The sequence below is a fragment of the Cupriavidus sp. 05N40 genome, assembly GCF_056397305.1.
This window is the reverse complement of sequence record NZ_JBFTND010000230.1, coordinates 1-17,766: the sequence shown is the minus strand read 5'-3', so window position 1 is coordinate 17,766 and position 17,766 is coordinate 1. Positions and strand designations below refer to the sequence as shown.

The following is a 17,766-nucleotide window of genomic DNA, read 5'->3' as shown; positions in this document are numbered from 1 at the left end:
GATCTCGCCCGCGTGCCGGCACACGGCGAGTCCGCGGGCTGGATCACGCGCACCGCGCTGTGCGTGGAAGTGCGCCATCCCAGCCGCGCGGCCGGCCCCAAGGCCGAGCTCTCGGCTGCCGGCGACAAGCGCGGCATGATCTACGTCTTCATGCCGCCGCTGACCGTGCTGGAGGATTACCTGGAACTGCTGGCGGCGGTGGAGGCCACCGCCGCGGCGCTGGGCGTGAAGATCGTGCTCGAAGGCTATCCGCCGCCGCGCGACGTGCGCCTGAAGCTGCTGCAGGTCACGCCCGATCCCGGCGTGATCGAGGTCAACATCCATCCCGCCGCCGACTGGGACGAACTGGTCGACCACACCGAATACCTCTACCAGGCGGCACACGAGACCTATCTGAGCAGCGAGAAGTTCATGGTGGACGGCCGCCATGCCGGCACCGGCGGCGGCAACCACTTTGTGCTGGGCGGCGCCACGCCGGCCGACAGTCCCTTCCTGCGCCGCCCGGACGTGCTGGCCAGCCTGATCGCGTACTGGCACAACCATCCCTCGCTGTCCTACCTGTTCTCGGGCATGTTCATCGGCCCCACCAGCCAGGCGCCGCGCGTGGACGAGGCGCGCAACGACCAGCTCTACGAACTGGAGGTCGCCTTTGCCGAGCTGCAGCACCAGCTCGACCGGCTGGGCGGCGCGCAGGGCGGCGGCTACATGCCGCCGTGGCTGGTGGACCGCACGCTGCGCAACATCCTGATCGACGTCACCGGCAACACGCACCGCAGCGAGTTCTGCATCGACAAGCTCTACTCGCCCGACGGCCCCACCGGGCGCCTCGGCCTGCTGGAGCTGCGCGCCTTCGAGATGCCGCCGCATGCGCGCATGAGCCTGGTGCAGCAACTGTTGCTGCGCGCGCTGGTGGCGCGCTTCTGGCGCCAGCCGTATCGCACGCGCCTGACGCGCTGGGGCACCGAGCTGCACGACCGCTTCCTGCTCGGCACCTTCGTGCAGATGGATTTCGACGATGTGCTCAGCGAGATGCGCGAGGCCGGCTTCGCCTTCGACAATGCCTGGTTCGCCCCGCATTTCGAGTTCCGCTTCCCGCGCGTGGGCGAGCTGGCCGCCGGCGGCCTGGCGCTGACCTTGCGCAGCGCGCTCGAGCCCTGGCACGTGATGGGCGAGGAGGGCAGCGCCGGCGGCACGGTGCGCTACGTSGATTCGTCGCTGGAGCGCATCGAGGTGCGCGTGCTGGGCATGAACGAGAGCCGCCACGTGGTGACGGTGAACGGCCGCGCGGTGCCGTTGCAGCCCACCGGGCGGGCCGGCGAATTCGTGGCCGGGGTGCGCTACCGCGCCTGGGCGCCCCAGTCTGCGCTGCACCCCACCATCGGCGTGCACGCTCCGTTGACATTCGACGTAGTCGACAGCTGGATGGCGCGCAGCATCGGCGGATGCCGGTATCATGTTTCGCATCCGGGCGGGCGCAACTACGAGACCTTCCCGGTCAATGCCTACGAGGCCGAAAGCCGGCGCCTGGCGCGCTTCTTCACGCTCGGCCACACCCCGGGCGTGATGCGCATCGAGGAGCCTGCGCGCAGCCTCGAGTTTCCGTTCACGCTGGACCTGCGGCAACGCTGATCCGCCCCGCCGCCGAGCTTCGCCCCGTGCCCTTGCAGCCCTCCCTGCCCTTCGACGAATCCGCTCCCGCCGCCGAGGCGGCGATGCGCCGCGCGCGCGCGGTGCCCGCGGGACACCTGGACGAGCTCGGCGCGTGCTCGGGCGGCCTGCGCGAGCCGTGGGCAGGCTTCTTCCAGGTGCTGGGCGAGGACGGCATCGGCGCGCTCGGCCAGCAGGCCGCCGCCATGGCGCGCCAGATCCGCGACAACGGCGTGACCTACAACGTCTACGCCGACAACGGCGCCGCGCGCGCCTGGGCGCTGGACCTGCTGCCCTTCCTGGTAGCCGAGGAAGACTGGCAGGTGATCGAGCGCGGCGTGATCCAGCGCGCCAGCCTGGCCAACGCCATGGTGGCCGACATCTACGGGCCGCAGACCCTGCTGGCCAAGGGCTTGCTGCCGGCCGGGCTGGTCTTCGGCCATCCCGGCTACCTGCGCCCCCTCAAGGGCTACCAGCCGCCGGACGGCAATTTCCTGCATATCGTCGCGGTGGACCTGGCGCACACCGCGGAGGGCGGCTGGACGGTGATGGCGCACCGCACGGAAACCCCGTCCGGCATGGGCTACGCGCTGGAGAACCGGCTCATCATCTCCAGCCTGTTCACCGATGCCTTCCGCGAACTGCGCGTGCGCCGCCTGCCCGCCGCCTTCGCGCAGCTGGTGGCCACGCTGGCGCAGCTGCCCGCCATCCGCACGGCCGGCGCGGTCACGCAGCTGACCGCGGCCGGCGCCGCGGGCGCGGCGGCCGCGGCCGGCAAGCACGTGGTGCTGCTGACCCCCGGCCCGTACAACGAGACCTACTTCGAGCACACTTTCCTGGCGCGTTACCTCGGCATCACGCTGGTCGAGGGCAAGGACCTGACGGTGCGCAACGAGGTGGTCTACCTGAAGACGCTGGCCGGGCTGGAGCGCGTGGACGTGATCCTGCGCCGGCTCGACGATGCCTATTGCGATCCCGTGGAGTTGCGCCAGGATTCCACGCTTGGCGTGCCCGGGCTGCTGCAGGCGATGCGCGCGGGCAACGTGCTGGTCTCCAACGCACCGGGTTCCGGCTTCATGGAAACGCCGGCCATCCACGGCTTCCTGCCGGGCATCGCGCGCGAGCTGCTGGGCGAGCCGCTGCTGCTGCCCAGCGTGCCGAGCTGGTGGTGCGGCGAGGCCTCGGCGCGCGCGCAGGCGCTGGCGCAGTTCAGCGAAGCGTTCCTGATGCCGACCTACCCGCGCGGGCTGGCGCAGCCGTGGGAAGGCCCGCGCCTGGGCATGGAGCTGGGCCTGCAGCGGCTGGCAGACTGGCGCGAGCGCATCGAACAGGTGCCCGATCTCTTTACCATCCAGGCCGACCTGCCGCTGTCGCACGCGCCGCGCTGGGAGGGGCCGCACATCGGCTCGCGCGCGGCCATGCTGCGGGTCTTCGCGATCGCCGACGGGCGCGGCGGCTGGCAGGTGATGCCGGGCGGCTTCACGCGGCTGGCGGGCGAGGGCCAGCCGGGGGTGTCGATGCAGCTCGGCGGTTCCAGCGTGGACACCTGGGTGCTGTCGAGCCAGCCGGCGCAGCCCGCGCCGGTGCCGGCCACGCCCATGCTCGGCGCCGCGCATCCCGGCCGCGCGGCCAAGCCGCTGGCGGTGTCGAGCCGCGCCGCCGAGAACCTGTTCTGGGCAGGCCGCTACGCCGAGCGCGCCGAAAACAACGTGCGCCTGTGCCGGCTCGTGCTGGGCTCGATCGAAAGCAGCGACGAGCGCGACGACAGCGTGCTCGACGTCATCGGCGAGCTGGTGGTCGCCTGCGGCCTGCTGCCGACCGGCGCGCCGCAGCCGCGCGCATCGCTGCGCGTGTTCGAGCGCAGCCTGGTGGCGGCGCTGGCCGAAAGCGCCGGCTGGACCAGCGTGGGCCAGAACCTGGCCAGCCATGTGCTCGCCGCCACCGAGATCCGCAACCGCCTGTCCAACGACCACTGGCGCATGATCCTGGCCGCCCGCAACGATTTCGGCGACGCCATGGCGGCCGCCTGCACCGGCGCGTCCGGCAGCGGCGACTGCGGCTACTACGACCGCCCGCGCGTGCTGGCCGCGCTCGACCATCTCGGCATGCAGCTGGCCGCCATCAGCGGCGCCCAGGGCGACCGCATGATGCGCGACGAGGCGTGGCGCCTGCTGTTCATCGGCCGGCATATCGAACGCGTGTCGACGCTGTCGACCTTCCTGGAAGTGTTCACCCGGCACGGCGCGCTGCTGCACCGAAGTGGCTTCGACCTGCTGCTGCACCTGTTCGACAGCACGCTCACCTTCCGCGCGCTCTACCCCGGGCGCACCGACGTGCCGGCGCTGGTCGAGCAGGTTGTGATCGAACCCACCAACCCGCGCGGGCTCTACGGCGTGCTGGCGCGGCTGCGCGTCAAGCTTGGCCAGCTCACGCCGCCGGCCAGCCCGGCGGGCACCGGACGCACGCCACTGCCGCAATGGCTGCCCGCGGTGGAGGCACTGCCCGGCTGGGATGCACTATGCCGGCGCGACGAAAGCGGGCAATACACCAATCTGGTGCAGGCGTGCGACCAGTTGAGCAGCCTGGTGGGGCAGCTCTCCGACGAGATCAGCGCGCGCTACTTCAGCCACGCCGGCATGGCCGGCGTGCGGGTGCGGCCATGAGCGTGCCGGCCAACGATCCGGCGGCCGCGGTGCCCGCCCCCGCCGCGCTCACAGTGCATCACAAGACCACCTATGAGTATTCCGCGCCGGTGGAGAATGCCCAGCAACGCGCCGTGGTGTACCCGGTGACGTGCCCGTGGCAAACGGTGCTGTCGCACAGCACGCAGGTCGAGCCCGAGCCTTCGCACCAGCATGCCGGCACGGACGCCTTCGGCAACCATGTGCTGTACTTCACCATCGACGTGCCGCACGACTTCATGCAGCTCTGCTGCGAGAGCACGGTGCGCGTGCTGCCGCGCTGGGACGCGCTCGATCCGGCCGCCAGCATGCCGTGGGAAGACGCCGTCGCCGCGCTGCGCTTTCGCGCCGGGCAGGCCTTCCGGCCCGAGAGCGAGTTCTGTTTCGCCTCGCCCAACGTGGCCCTGCATCCGGACCTGAAGGCTTATGCGCTGGCCAGCTTCGCGCCCGGCGTGCCGGTGGTGGCCGGCGCCATCGACCTGATGCACCGCATCCACGCCGACTTCGAGTACGAGCCCGAGGTCACCGAGGTGGCCACCCCGGCGCTGCAGGCCTTCGCGCTGCGCAGCGGGGTTTGCCAGGATTTCGCGCAGGTCATGATCGGCTGCCTGCGCTCGCTCGGCCTGGCCGCGCGCTATGTCAGCGGCTACCTGCGCACGGAGCCGCCGCCGGGCCAGCCGCGGCTGATCGGCGCGGATGCCTCGCACGCCTGGCTGTCGGTGTATTGCCCGCTGACCGGCTGGGTCGACCTCGATCCCACCAACGACGTGCTGGCCGACACCGGCCATGTGACGCTGGCGTTCGGGCGCGACTATAGCGATGTCTCGTTGCTGCGCGGCGTCATCGTGGGCGGCGGCGCGCATGGCGTGGACGTGGAGGTCAGCGTGCTGCAGGTGGAATAGGCAGCGCCCCGACGCGGCTGGCAAGCCAATTGCCTGTGTTGTGCAGGGGTTGCCGAAAAAAGGGGAGTCAATATGCTGAGCCGCACCGCCGACCACCTGTTCTGGATGGCCCGCTACACCGAGCGTGCCGAGAACACCGCGCGCATGCTCGACGTCAACCACCAGACCGCGCTGCTGCCGCAGTCGCGCGACGAGGCCCGGCAGGGCTGGCTGGCCATGCTCGACGCGACCGAGCTCACGCCGGTCTTTGCCGAGCATCACGGCGCGGTGGTGCACGAGGAAGTGCTCGACTTCATGGTGCGCGACCTCAGCCACCCGGCCTCGATCATGTCCTGCCTGCGCGCCGCGCGCGAGAATGCCCGCGCCGTGCGCGGCGCCCTGACCACGCCGTTGTGGGAAACCATCAACACCACCTGGCTCGATGTCCAGCAGATGGTCGCCGACGGCATCCTGCGGCACGATCCCGCGCAGTTCTTCGAATGGGTCAAATTCCGCTCCCACCTCACGCGCGGCGTCGAAGCCGGCACCATGCTCAAGGACGAAGCCTATTGCTTCATGCGCCTGGGTACCTTCCTCGAGCGCGCCGACAACACCGCGCGGCTGCTCGACGTCAAGTTCCAGGCCACCGACCCGGGTAGCCAGCAGGGCGACTTCTACCAGTGGGCCGCGGTGCTGCGCTCGGTCTCGGGGTTCGAGATGTACCGCAAGGTCTATCGCTCGGCGGTCACGCCGGAACGCGTGGCCGAACTGCTGATCGTGCATCCCGACATGCCGCGCTCGCTGGCGGCCAGCCTGCGGGAGGTGGTGTCCTTGCTGGCGCAGGTGCGCAATGTGGCTTCAGCGGAGACTGAGAGGCGTGCGGGCAAGCTGCATGCGGAGCTTAAGTTTGCCCGGATCGAGGATATTTTTTCTGTCGGGATTCATGGGTGGTTGGGGGATTTCTTGCGGAGGGTGCATGAGGTGGGGAGTGGGGTGAGTCATAGTTTTTTGATGCGGGGGTGAGGGGGGCTGCGGGGGGTGTGTTTCGACATCAAAGTCAAATTATTTAAAAGCTTAAAATCAACATCAAAGTCAAAGGATTTAACTTCAAGGTCAAATTCTTTAAAAGCTCAAAATCAACATCAAAGTCAAAGGCTTTCGCTCCCCCGGAGCGACCTACTTTCTTTTTTCCGAAAAGAAAGTAGGCAAAGAAAGCGGACTGCCTGGCCGGCAGGGGCAGAAACGTTGGGATTTCTGGTATTGCTGGTTTCGTCGTGGGGTTTGTGGTTCTACTGGCATCCTGCCGTTACCGGTGCTGGCGGCCACAATCCTGCTGGAGGTGGTGGTTTCGGGGTCAACTACACCCGCGCCCCGGTCCACCGCGCCCACCACGAAACCAGTGCCGTTCCCATGACGCGCCCATCCACCCCGGTCGCGGCAGCAGCCTGAACCACCTGGGCCGCCGCCATCATGCAGCGCCGCCACGAATCGGACACCGCCCGCGACGCCGCAGGCGAGCAAGCCGGTAGCGTCAGCAGTCGAGCCGAAGCCACGAGACCCACCACGAAACCAGCGTCAGACTTGAAGTCTGAGCGCCCAGCCTTCTGCAAGAATCGCTTTCTTTTGGTTACTTTTCTTTTCGAGAAAAGAAAAGTGACACTTACATGTGTGCGAACGGGCTATCAAGCCCGGGCCGCCAGGCCCACAGAGACAAGCAGACTCCACCAAATACGCCAAAATAAACCAACCAAAGCCCAAGCCGCCAGGCCCACAGAGACAAGCAGACTCCACCAAAGACGCCAAAATAAACCAACCAAAGCCCGGGCCGCCAGGCCCACAGAGACAGGCGCACTTGCATGCACCTGAAGGACCCAAAAGGCCCGGGCCGCCAGGCCCACAGCAACCCGGGCAAGAAGGCCAATCCTCATGCCCCCAACTTCTTCCTCAACAACTCATTCACCTGCGCCGGGTTCCCCTTCCCCTTGGTGGCCTTCATGGCCTGCCCGACCAGGGCATTGAACGCCTTCTCCTTGCCGGCGCGGAATTCCTCCACCGACTTGGCGTTGGCGGCCAGCACGTCGTCGATGATCTTCTCCAGTTCGCCCGAGTCGGACATCTGCTTGAGGCCCTTGGCAGCGATGATGGCGTCGGCGTCGCCGCCTTGCTCGCCTGCCCACATGGCCGGGAACACGTCCTTCTTGGCGGTGTTGTTGGACACCGTGCCGTCGGCGATGCGCACCAGCAGCTTCGCCAGCTGGGCGGGCTTGACCGGGGCGGCGTCGAGCGCGATGCCTTCGCGATTGAGCAGGGAGGACACGTCGCCCATCAGCCAGTTGGCGGCGGGCTTGGCGTTGGCCGCGCCGGCTTCGGCAACCACGGCTTCGAAGTAGCCGGCAAGCGGCTTGGAAGCGGTCAGCACGCTGGCATCGTAGGCGGACAGGCCGTACTGCGATACCAGGCGCGCCTGCATGGCCGCGGGCAGTTCCGGCAGCGCGGCCTTCACGCGTTCGATCCAGGCGGCGTCGATCTCGAGCGGCAGCAGGTCGGGGTCGGGGAAGTAACGATAGTCGTGCGCGTCTTCCTTGGTGCGCATGGCGCGCGTCTCGCCGGTATCCGGATCGAACAGCACGGTGGCCTGCTGGATCTCGCGGCCGTCCTCGATCTCGGCGATCTGCCACTGCACTTCGTACTCGATGGCCTGCTGCAGGAAGCGGAACGAGTTGAGGTTCTTGATCTCACGGCGCGTGCCCAGCTTGGGGTTGCCGTACGGGCGCACCGATACGTTGGCGTCGCAGCGGAAGCTGCCTTCCTGCATGTTGCCGTCGCAGATGCCCAGCCATACCACCAGCGCGTGCAGGGCCTTGGCGTAGGCCACGGCCTCGGCCGCGCTGCGCATGTCGGGCTCGGTGACGATTTCCAGCAGCGGGGTGCCGGCGCGGTTCAGGTCGATGCCGGTCATGCCGGCGAAGTCTTCGTGCAGCGATTTGCCGGCGTCTTCCTCGAGGTGGGCGCGCGTGAGCTGCACGGTCTTCTCGTAGGTCTCGCCCTTCTTGCCCTCGACCTGGATGCTGATGCTGCCGCCTTGCACTACCGGGAGCTCGTACTGGCTGATCTGGTAGCCCTTGGGCAGGTCAGGGTAGAAGTAATTCTTGCGCGCGAAGACGCTGCGCGGCGCGATGGTGGCGCCGATCGCCAGGCCGAACTCGATGGCGCGCTCGACCGCGCCGCGGTTGAGCACCGGCAGCACGCCGGGCAGCGCCAGGTCGACCGGCGAGGCTTGCGTGTTCGGCGCCGCGCCGAAGGCGGTGGAGGTGCCGGAGAAAATCTTGGAGGCCGTCGACAGTTGCGTGTGCGTCTCGAGGCCGATCACCACTTCCCATTGCATGGCGGTATTCCTGTTCGTGTGCGGTATGTGTTGCTACTTGTACTGCGTCGTTCGTTGTTCGTCGTTCGTGCTTTGCTGCTTTCGTGTTCCTGCACGCCGCGTGCCCCGTGCCGCTACGCTCAGGGATTCGGGCTGGCCAGCCATGAATCCAGCTGCGCCAGCGCCGCGTCGCGCGCGACCGGGTCGGCGCCCACCGTCACGCCCCGGCCCGGATGCGTGCCGTTGGGCACGTCGCGCCGCACCCGCAGCTCGCCCGCGCCTTCGAAGGCGTCGAAACCGTGGTAGGCGCCAGGGTAGATCTCCAGGCGGAAGCGCGCCTCGGGCTGGCGCGCCGCCACGGCTTCGCRCAGCATGGCGCAGCGCGTGGCGGGGGTCCAGTCGTCGGCGCCGCCGGTCATCAGCAGCAAGGGCGCGCGCAGGCGGAAGCCATGGCGCTGCACGGCGCTCTTGCAGCCCGGGTAGAAGGCCACGGCGCGTTCGATGGACGGTGCGCCGGCGGGCCAGTCGCGGCTGGCGTCGATGGCGCTGAGCACGGCCTGCGCGCCGTTGGACCAGCCCAGCAGCACGATGCGGCCGGTGTCCACGCCGGGCTGCCGCGCCAGCCACTGCAGCGCGGCCAGCACGTCGCCGCGCCGCACGGTGTCGTCGATGTCGCGCGTGGCCATGGGCTCGGTGCAGATGCCCTGCGGCTTGCCGCGCGGGGCGAAGCTGTCGGGCAGCAGCACTGCGTAGCCGCGCGCGGTGAGCCACCGCACGTAGTCGCGGTAGCGCGCCTGCAGCGCCGCTGCGTCGGTGCCGCCGCGCTGGTAAAGCCCGGCGCAGCCGTGCAGCGCAACCACTACCGGCATGGCCTGCGCGGGCGCGGTGGCGCCGTGTTGCGGCACGAACCAGTAGGCGTCGAGCGGCTTGCCTTCGTCCGTTCCCGGGAAACGCACCGCCTGCGCCGCCGGCATGGCGGACTCCGCGGCGGCGGCCGGCACCGAGGCCTGCGCGTGCATGGCGGGGCTTGCCAGCAGCGCGGCGCCGGCGCCGAGGCACAAGGCCGCGGCGCGCAGGGCGCGAAGGGGGAAGAGGAGCAGGGGCAAGGCCCGGGTGAGTTTCATCGGATCTGGGCGCAGCCGCCGGTGCCAGGTTCGAACATCACCGGCCAGGCCTCTTCATAGATGCCCGGCGAGCAGCGCTGCTGGCAGTTGGCGTGCGCCAGCGTGACACGGCGCGGGTCCTGCCAGACCATCAGCTTGCAGGCGCTGCCGTCGTTGGCGCGCAGCTCGATATGCGGCTTCTTCTGGGTCTGGCGGAACTCGGCCAGGTTGAAGCTGCACGAGCCGCGCTTGCCCACCCACAGTTTCCACGACAGCTGCTGCACCGTGTTGTCGGCCACGCGCAGCTGCGCGTCCTCGCGGAAGCCGTCCTCCTCGGTACGGCGGCAGTCGCCGGCCAGGTCGATGTCGCGGCTGGCGATCGGCGTGGGCTGGCCGAAGCGCGGCAGCGGAATGCAGGCGGCCAGCCCCGCGGCCAGCGCGATGCCGCCCGCGATGCGAACCAGCCAGCGCCGCGCCGTCATGCCTGCGCGGGCCGGCGCAGATGCCAGTCCGTGGCTTGCTGGAACGCGTGCGCGGTCTGCAGCAGCTCGGCTTCGCCGAAGTAGTTGCCGATTAGCTGCAGGCCGACCGGCATGCCGCCTTCTCCCAGGCCGCAGGGCACGCTCATGCCGGGCAGGCCGGCCAGGCTGGTCGACAGCGTGAAGATGTCGGCCAGGTACATCTGCACCGGGTCGGCGCTCTTCTCGCCAAGCTTCCACGCCACCGTGGGCGCCACCGGGCCCATGATCACGTCGCACTGGGCGAAGGCGCGCTGGAAGTCCTCGGAGATGATGCGGCGGATCTTCTGCGCCTGCAGGTAGTACGCGTCGTAATAGCCGTGCGACAGCACGTAGGCGCCCACCATGATGCGGCGCTTGACCTCGGSGCCGAARCCTTCGGCGCGGCTCTTCTTGTACATGTCCATCAGGTCGCGGTACTCGGCGGCGCGGTGGCCGTAGCGCACGCCGTCGAAGCGCGACAGGTTGGACGAGGCCTCGGCCGGCGCGATGATGTAGTACACCGGGATCGACAGCTCGGTCTTGGGCAGCGAGACCTCGACCAGCGTGGCGCCGAGCTTCTCGTACTCGGCCAGCGCGGCGCGCACGGCCTGCTCGACGTCGGCCGACAGGCCCTTGCCGAAGTATTCCGTGGGCAGGCCGATGCGCAGGCCCGACAAGGGCTTGGCGGCACTGGCGCCGGCGCGCGGCTGGCCGAGCAGGCGGGTGAAGTCTTCGTCCACGCCGCCCTGCGCGGGCGCGAGGCTGGTCGAGTCGCGCTCGTCGAAGCCGGCCATGGCGCCCAGCAGCAGCGCGCAGTCTTCGGCGGTGTGCGCCATCGGGCCGCCCTGGTCCAGCGAGGAGGCGAAGGCGATCATGCCGTAGCGCGACACGCGGCCGTAGGTGGGCTTGATGCCGGTGATGCCGGAGAACGAGGCCGGCTGGCGGATCGAGCCGCCGGTGTCGGTGCCGGTGGCGGCCGGCGCCAGGCCCGCGGCCACGGCGGCCGCCGAGCCGCCCGAGGAGCCGCCCGGCACGCGCGCAGGGTCCCACGGGTTCTTGACCGCGCCGAAGTGCGAGTTCTCGTTGGACGAGCCCATCGCGAACTCGTCCATATTGGTCTTGCCCAGCGTGACCATGCCGGCGGCGCCCAGGCGCTCGACCACGGTGGCGTCGAACGGGCTTTCATAGCCGGCCAGCATGCGCGAGCCGGCTGTGGCGCGCCAGCCACGCGTGACGAACACGTCTTTGTGGGCGATCGGCACGCCGGTCAGCAGGCCGGCTTCGCCGCGCGCGCGGCGTTCGTCGGCGGCGCGCGCCTGCGCCAGGGTCAGCTCGGGGTTGACGTCGACGAAGGCGTTGAGCGCGGTGGCCTGCTCGATGCGGCCAAGGTAGTCGCGCGCCAGTTCCTCGGCGGAAACGGTGCGCGCCGCCAGCGCGTCGGCGAGCTGGCGCAGGGAGGTCACTGAAGTTGCGGAAAAGGACATGTCGGTCGGTATGGCTTGGCAGGAGGGGCGGCCGGCGCGCGGCAAGCCGGCGCGGCGGGAGCCGCCGGGTTCGGGGGCCGTGAGGCGCTGACCTTTACTCGATGACCTTGGGCACCAGGTACAGGCCGCCTTCGGTGGCCGGCGCGGGGCGCTGGTAGTCGTCGCGGCGGTCGGTTTCGGTCACGGCGTCGTCGCGCAGGCGCTGCGACATCTCGCGCACGGTGGACAGCGGGTGGGCCAGCGGTTCCACGCCGGTGGTGTCGACCGCCTGCATCTGTTCGACCAGGGAGAAGAATTGATTGAGCTGCACAAGGGTATGCCCTGCCTCGTCATCGTTGATCTCGATGCGGGCAAGGTGGGCGATGCGCTTGACGTCGGATAGGTCGAGAGCCATGGCTTGGGTCGGTGCGTGGTCGATGCGAAATCGGTGTTGTATCGGCGTGATGGCGGGAGGCGAATCCGGAAGCGGGCGCGGTAGCGAGAGGCAAGGCGCGCGCCGCCGGGGCGGGCGGGGCGAGTGCTGCCGGGAGCGCCCCGGAATCGTCAAAGTTACACGTTTTTTCGAGGAAGAAGCCCCCGAAACAGGGGGAATTATAAGGTATCATTGCGCGTTGCCATTCCCTGGCAGCGCCTTCGTCACATTGGTGCAAATCCGCGCCCGCTGGAGCTTTCCGGTGGAACCCGCGGCGCACACGCAGTGCACCGTCGCCCCCGTACCGCCCTCCAGGCCGCCCTTGTCGCGGCAAGCCGGCGGCGGACGCCGGGCCGAGGGCAACCAGGAAGGCAGGCAAGGGCCCTCTGATTAGGCCGCCCCGGCCGGCAATTTTTTGTAATTGCCGCGCGGTTCCACCGAACTTTTAGGCGTGGTCTAATCAAAGGTTCCCGTAGAGGCTGTTCCCGCCCCCGGCGGGCGGGCCTCGGCTGGCGGCCCCGTCCCGGCTGCCGCGCATCTCCGGATGACGCGGCGCCGGCGCGGCGCCGGGCTCGCCGAACGGTGGGGGGCCTTGAATACCACCCGTCGCAACGAATTTCGTGGCTGGCCCGATAGCGGCGCCGGCCGCTTCGCATACCTCGCGAACCACCAGAAAACAGGATTCCTGATGTTCGGATTTCTCCGCAGCTATTTCTCCAACGATCTCGCGATCGACCTCGGCACGGCCAACACCCTGATCTATATGCGCGACAAGGGCATCGTCCTGGACGAGCCCTCGGTGGTGGCGATCCGCCAGGAAGGCGGACCCAACGCCAAGAAGACGATCCAGGCGGTGGGCAAGGAAGCCAAGCAGATGCTGGGCAAGGTGCCGGGCAATATCGAGGCGATCCGCCCGATGAAGGACGGCGTGATCGCCGACTTCACCGTGACCGAGCAGATGCTCAAGCAGTTCATCAAGATGGTGCACGACTCCAAGCTGCTGCGCCCGTCGCCGCGCATCATCATCTGCGTGCCGTGCGGCTCGACCCAGGTCGAGCGCCGCGCCATCCGCGAATCGGCGCTGGGCGCCGGCGCCAGCCAGGTGTACCTGATCGAGGAGCCGATGTCGGCCGCGATCGGCGCGGGCCTGCCGGTGTCGGAGCCGTCGGGCTCGATGGTGGTCGATATCGGTGGCGGCACCACCGAGGTGGGCATCATCTCGCTGGGCGGCATGGTCTACAAGGGCTCGGTGCGCGTGGGCGGCGACAAGTTCGACGAAGCCATCGTCAACTACATCCGCCGCAACTACGGCATGCTGATCGGCGAGCAGACCGCCGAGGCCATCAAGAAGGAAATCGGCTCGGCTTTCCCGGGCTCCGAAGTCCGCGAGATGGAAGTCAAGGGCCGCAACCTGTCCGAAGGCATCCCGCGTGCCTTCACGGTGTCGTCCAACGAAATCCTCGAAGCGCTGACCGATCCGCTCAACCAGATCGTCTCGGCCGTGAAGATCGCGCTGGAGCAGACCCCGCCGGAACTGGGCGCGGACATCGCCGAGCGCGGCATGATGCTGACCGGGGGCGGCGCGCTGCTGCGCGACCTGGACCGCCTGCTGGCCGAGGAAACCGGCCTGCCGGTGCTGGTGGCCGAAGACCCGCTGACCTGCGTGGTGCGCGGCTCCGGCATGGCGCTCGAGCGCATGGACAAGCTCGGCAGCATCTTCTCCTACGAATAACGAGTCAGCGAGAGGATATCGCTCGTGGCGCGACACGGCCTGCCGGATCACCTGGTCGGGGCCTCGCCGCGTCGCGCCGCTTCCCCGACCCGGCCCGGCCCAGGGTATCGCACGACCCCGCCTGACTCCCGCCAACCCGGCGGGGCGGCGGCGTTGCGTCCGTGGGGCCGGGAGACCTTTCCGCCAGCGCACGGGTAAATGGATTACACTCCGCCGCCGCTCTTCAAGCAGGGCACTTCCGCCGTGGCGCGCCTCGTCTTCTATGTGACGATCGCGCTGGTGCTGCTCATCGTCGATGCGCGCTTCGATGCCTTGCGCGTGGTGCGCCAGGTCGCCGCCACCGTGCTGATGCCGGTCGAGCGTACCGTGCTGGTGCCGCGCGACGCGCTGCGCACCGCGTTCGACTACGCGCAATCGTCGGCCACGCTGGCCAGCGAGAACCGCGAACTCAAGCGCCGCGCCGTGACCGAGGCCGAAGGCTCGGTGCGCCAGTCCCAGCTCGAGTCCGAGAACAACCAGTTGCGCAAGCTGCTTGGCCTGCAGCAGCAGTCGGCCACGCCGGTGACGGCAGCCGAGATCCTCTACGACGCGCGCGATCCGTATAGCCAGCGCATCGTGATCGACCGCGGCAGCCAGCACGGCCTGCGCGCCGGCTATCCGGTGATCGACGAACGCGGCGTGATCGGCCAGATCACGCGCGTCTCGCCGTTCCAGTCCGAAGTCACGCTGCTGACCGACAAGGAACAGGCCATTCCGGTGCAGGTGGTGCGCAACGGGCTGCGCAGCGTCGCCTTCGGCGGCGCCCGTGCCGGCCTGCTCGACCTGCGCTTCATGGCGGCTTCGGCCGACCTGCAGCAGGGCGACCTGCTGGTGACTTCCGGTCTGGACGGCACCTACCCTCCCGGCTTGCCGGTGGCCAAGATCGTGCAGATCGAGCGCAAGGCCGACACCGCGTTCTCCCGCGTGTACTGCGAACCGGTGGCCGGCGTGCGCTCGCACCGCCAGCTGCTGGTGATCCGCTACGAARCGCAGCTGCCGCCGCGCGAGGCGATCGACGGCCCGCGCGACGCCAAGGAAACCAGGAGCGGCCGGGCCGGCCGGCCCGGGGTCAGGGATGCCGAGCGGGGAGGCGACAAGCCGGCGGCGAAGCCCGCGGAAAAGCCGGCCGAGAAGCCCGCCGAGAAATCCACGGAAAAAGCCGCCGACAAGCCCGCCCCCGCCGCCAAGGAGGTCAAGCGGTGACCAATCCCCAATACCTGCTGCGACCGGTCAACCCGGCGTTCATCGCGCTGAGCTTCGTGCTGGCCTTCCTGTTCAACCTGATGCCCTGGGGCTCCACGTTGTGGATTCCCGACATGGTGGCGCTGGTGCTGGTGTTCTGGAACATCCACCAGCCGCGCAAGGTGGGCATGGGCGTGGCGTTCGCGCTGGGCCTGCTGATGGATGTGCACGATGCGCGCCTGCTTGGCGAGCATGCCATGGCGTACACCCTGCTGGCCTACTTCGCCATCACCATCCACCGCCGTGTGCTGTGGTTCACGGTCTACACCCAGGCGCTGCACGTGTTGCCGCTGCTGTTCATGGCGCACGCGGTGCCGGTGGTGATCCGCCTGGCCATGGGCGCGCCGCTGCCGGGCTGGCAGCTGCTGCTGGCGCCGGGCATCGAGGCGCTGCTGTGGCCGCTGGCCACCAGCATGCTGCTGGCGCCGCAGCGGCGCAGCGCCGACGTGGACGAGACCCGGCCCATATGACGCGCCGGCGCGCCGGCAATAGCGATCCGGCAATAGCTTGACCCTCAACCGAGTACCGCCGCGCCCCTTGCGGGTGCGCGGCACACCGCAAGGCTGACGCAGTACCATGACCGAAATCCGCAATGTCGAACAGGAGCTCGGCCGCTTCCGCATCCGCGTGGCGGCCGCGGGCCTGTTCGCCGTGATCTGCTTCGGCCTGCTGTTCAGCCGCTTTCTCTGGCTGCAGTGGTACAAGCACGACCAGTACTCGGCCAAGGCCGAGGACAACCGCATCTCGGTGGCGCCGATCGAGCCCAACCGCGGCATCATCATGGACCGCAACGGCGTGGTGCTGGCGCGCAACTATTCGGCCTACACGCTGGAAATCACGCCGTCCAAGCTGTCCGACACGCTCGACAACACCATCGAGTCGCTCAGCCAGCTGGTCGACATCCAGCCGCGCGACCGCCGCCGCTTCAAGCGGCTGATGGAAGAATCGCGCAGCTTCGAGAGCCTGCCGATCCGCAGCCAGCTCACCGACGAGGAAGTGGCGCGCTTCTCCGCCCAGCGCTTCCGCTTTCCCGGCGTGGACGTGCGCGCGCGGCTGTTCCGCCAGTACCCGATGGGCGAGTCCGCCTCGCACGTGATCGGCTACCTGGGCCGCATCTCGCAGCGCGACCAGGAGCGCATCGAGGCCATGGACGAGGCCAACGACGCCGAGGGCGCCAAGTACGATCCGCGCAAGGACGCCGACAACTACAAGGGCWCCAACTACATCGGCAAGATCGGCMTSGAGCAGAGCTACGAGRCCGAACTGCACGGSCTGACCGGCTTCGAGGAAGTGGAAGTGAGCGCGGGCGGCCGCCCGATCCGCACGCTGTCCACCTCGCCCGCCACGCCCGGCAACAACCTGATCCTGTCGCTCGACATCCGCCTGCAGCAGCTTGCCGAGGCGTTGTTCGGCGACAAGCGCGGCGCGCTGGTGGCGATCGAGCCGGCCACCGGCGACATCCTGGCCTTCGTGTCCAAGCCGACCTTCGATCCCAACCTGTTCGTCGAAGGCATCGACAGCAACGCCTGGAACGAGCTCAACGGCTCGCCCGACAAGCCCTTGCTGAACCGCCCGCTGCGCGGCACCTACCCGCCGGGCTCGACCTACAAGCCGTTCATGGCGCTGGCGGCACTCACCACCGGCAAGCGCACCGCGGCCTGGGGTTTCCACGATCCGGGCTCGTTCACGCTGGGCAATCACACGTTCCGCGACGACAAGCCGGGTGGCCACGGCTGGGTGGACATGCAGGCCTCGATCGTGCAGTCGTGCGATACGTACTACTACATGCTGGCGCGCGACATGGGCGTCAATGCCATCCACGATTTCATGAAGCCGCTGGGCTTCGGCCAGATCACCGGCATCGATATCGAAGGCGAGAGCCGCGGCATCCTGCCGTCCACCGACTGGAAGCGCCGCGCCTATCGCAAGGCCGACCAACAGAAATGGTATGACGGCGAGACCATCTCGCTGGGCATCGGCCAGGGCTACAACAGCTTCACCATCCTGCAGCTGGCCAACGCCGTGTCCATCCTGGTCAACAACGGCACCGCGATGAAGCCCCACCTGGTCAAGGCGGTGGAGGATTCCGTGAGCCGCGACCGCGAGCTCACGGTACCCAAGGAAAGCTACCGGCTGCCGCTCAAGCAGGCCGATATCGACGTGATCAAGCGCGCCATGGTGGGCGTGACGCACTCGGGCACCGCTGCCCGCGCCTTTGCCGGCGCCGCCTACGAGTCGGCCGGCAAGACCGGTACCGCACAGACCTTCACCGTGGGCAAGAACGAGAAGTACAACCACCACGCGCTCGACGAACGCAAGCGCGACCACGCGCTCTATACCGCCTTCGCCCCGGCTGACAACCCGAAGATCGCGCTGGCGATGATCGTGGAGAACGCCGGCTTCGGCGGCGCGGTGGCGGCGCCGATCGCACGCAAGGTGATGGACTACTACCTGCTGGGCAAGTGGCCCGAGGAGCTGGCGGACATTGCGCCGCCGGCATCCGAGCGCGCCGGAGGCAAGCCGCCCGTGGACACGCCCAGTGTGTTCACCACCGGCCAGACCGCCAGCATCGCCAGCGCCACCGTGATGGGCGCCAGCGAGGCCGCCGCCACCAGCAGCGCCGCGGCCAGCGGTGCCGGCGCCAGCGCGCCGGCGGCACGCCCTGGCGCGGCGTCGGCCAC

13 protein-coding genes are annotated in these 17,766 nt (G+C 68.9%); 8 read left to right on the top strand and 5 right to left on the bottom strand.

Annotation, left to right across the window (positions count from 1 at the left end; translation table 11 throughout):
- From AC1DO7_RS35105 to AC1DO7_RS35090, 4 genes are all read left to right on the top strand, one after another.
- Nucleotides 1-1,629, top strand: a 1,629-nt coding sequence (locus AC1DO7_RS35105; protein WP_477117166.1) for a transglutaminase family protein, incomplete at its 5' end; no start/stop codon positions are given.
- A gap of 26 nt (nt 1,630-1,655) precedes the next feature.
- Nucleotides 1,656-4,310 carry a circularly permuted type 2 ATP-grasp protein gene (locus tag AC1DO7_RS35100; protein ID WP_441621313.1) on the top strand — a complete coding sequence of 885 codons (2,655 nt, stop codon included), beginning with the start codon at nt 1,656-1,658 and terminating at the stop codon, nt 4,308-4,310.
- Complete coding sequence (locus AC1DO7_RS35095; protein WP_441650393.1) at nt 4,307-5,230, top strand: transglutaminase family protein; 924 nt, start codon at nt 4,307-4,309, stop codon at nt 5,228-5,230. Before AC1DO7_RS35100 ends, AC1DO7_RS35095 begins: the two co-directional genes overlap by 4 nt.
- A 72-nt stretch (nt 5,231-5,302) precedes the next feature.
- A complete protein-coding gene (locus AC1DO7_RS35090; protein WP_441650392.1) occupies nt 5,303-6,232 on the top strand; it encodes an alpha-E domain-containing protein in 930 nt (309 codons plus the stop codon).
- 901 nt (nt 6,233-7,133) lie between these two features.
- Here AC1DO7_RS35090 and gatB read toward each other — a convergent pair.
- The 5 genes from gatB to gatC all read right to left on the bottom strand — a co-directional run bounded on the left by gatB (nt 7,134) and on the right by gatC (nt 12,054).
- Complete coding sequence (gatB, locus tag AC1DO7_RS35085; protein ID WP_441621307.1) at nt 7,134-8,594, bottom strand: Asp-tRNA(Asn)/Glu-tRNA(Gln) amidotransferase subunit GatB; 1,461 nt, start codon at nt 8,592-8,594, stop codon at nt 7,134-7,136.
- A gap of 119 nt (nt 8,595-8,713) precedes the next feature.
- Nucleotides 8,714-9,697 carry a dienelactone hydrolase family protein gene (locus tag AC1DO7_RS35080; protein ID WP_477117165.1) on the bottom strand — a complete coding sequence of 328 codons (984 nt, stop codon included), beginning with the start codon at nt 9,695-9,697 and terminating at the stop codon, nt 8,714-8,716.
- A complete protein-coding gene (locus AC1DO7_RS35075; protein WP_441621303.1) occupies nt 9,694-10,158 on the bottom strand; it encodes a hypothetical protein in 465 nt (154 codons plus the stop codon). Before AC1DO7_RS35075 ends, AC1DO7_RS35080 begins: the two co-directional genes overlap by 4 nt.
- Complete coding sequence (gene gatA, locus AC1DO7_RS35070) at nt 10,155-11,660, bottom strand: Asp-tRNA(Asn)/Glu-tRNA(Gln) amidotransferase subunit GatA (protein ID WP_477117164.1); 1,506 nt, start codon at nt 11,658-11,660, stop codon at nt 10,155-10,157. Before gatA ends, AC1DO7_RS35075 begins: the two co-directional genes overlap by 4 nt.
- A gap of 94 nt (nt 11,661-11,754) precedes the next feature.
- Nucleotides 11,755-12,054 (bottom strand): Asp-tRNA(Asn)/Glu-tRNA(Gln) amidotransferase subunit GatC, encoded by a 300-nt coding sequence (gene gatC / locus AC1DO7_RS35065; RefSeq protein ID WP_441621299.1) that lies wholly within the window; start codon nt 12,052-12,054, stop codon nt 11,755-11,757.
- Nucleotides 12,055-12,760: 706 nt separating this feature from the next.
- Here gatC and AC1DO7_RS35060 point away from each other — a divergent pair.
- From AC1DO7_RS35060 to mrdA, 4 genes are all read left to right on the top strand, one after another.
- Nucleotides 12,761-13,804 (top strand): rod shape-determining protein, encoded by a 1,044-nt coding sequence (locus AC1DO7_RS35060; RefSeq protein ID WP_011296266.1) that lies wholly within the window; start codon nt 12,761-12,763, stop codon nt 13,802-13,804.
- A gap of 198 nt (nt 13,805-14,002) precedes the next feature.
- A complete protein-coding gene (mreC, locus tag AC1DO7_RS35055) occupies nt 14,003-15,046 on the top strand; it encodes a rod shape-determining protein MreC (protein ID WP_477117163.1) in 1,044 nt (347 codons plus the stop codon).
- Nucleotides 15,043-15,555 (top strand): rod shape-determining protein MreD, encoded by a 513-nt coding sequence (mreD, locus tag AC1DO7_RS35050; protein WP_441621295.1) that lies wholly within the window; start codon nt 15,043-15,045, stop codon nt 15,553-15,555. Before mreC ends, mreD begins: the two co-directional genes overlap by 4 nt.
- Nucleotides 15,556-15,661: 106 nt before the next feature.
- Nucleotides 15,662-17,766, top strand: a 2,105-nt coding sequence (gene mrdA / locus AC1DO7_RS35045) for a penicillin-binding protein 2 (RefSeq protein ID WP_477117162.1), incomplete at its 3' end; no start/stop codon positions are given.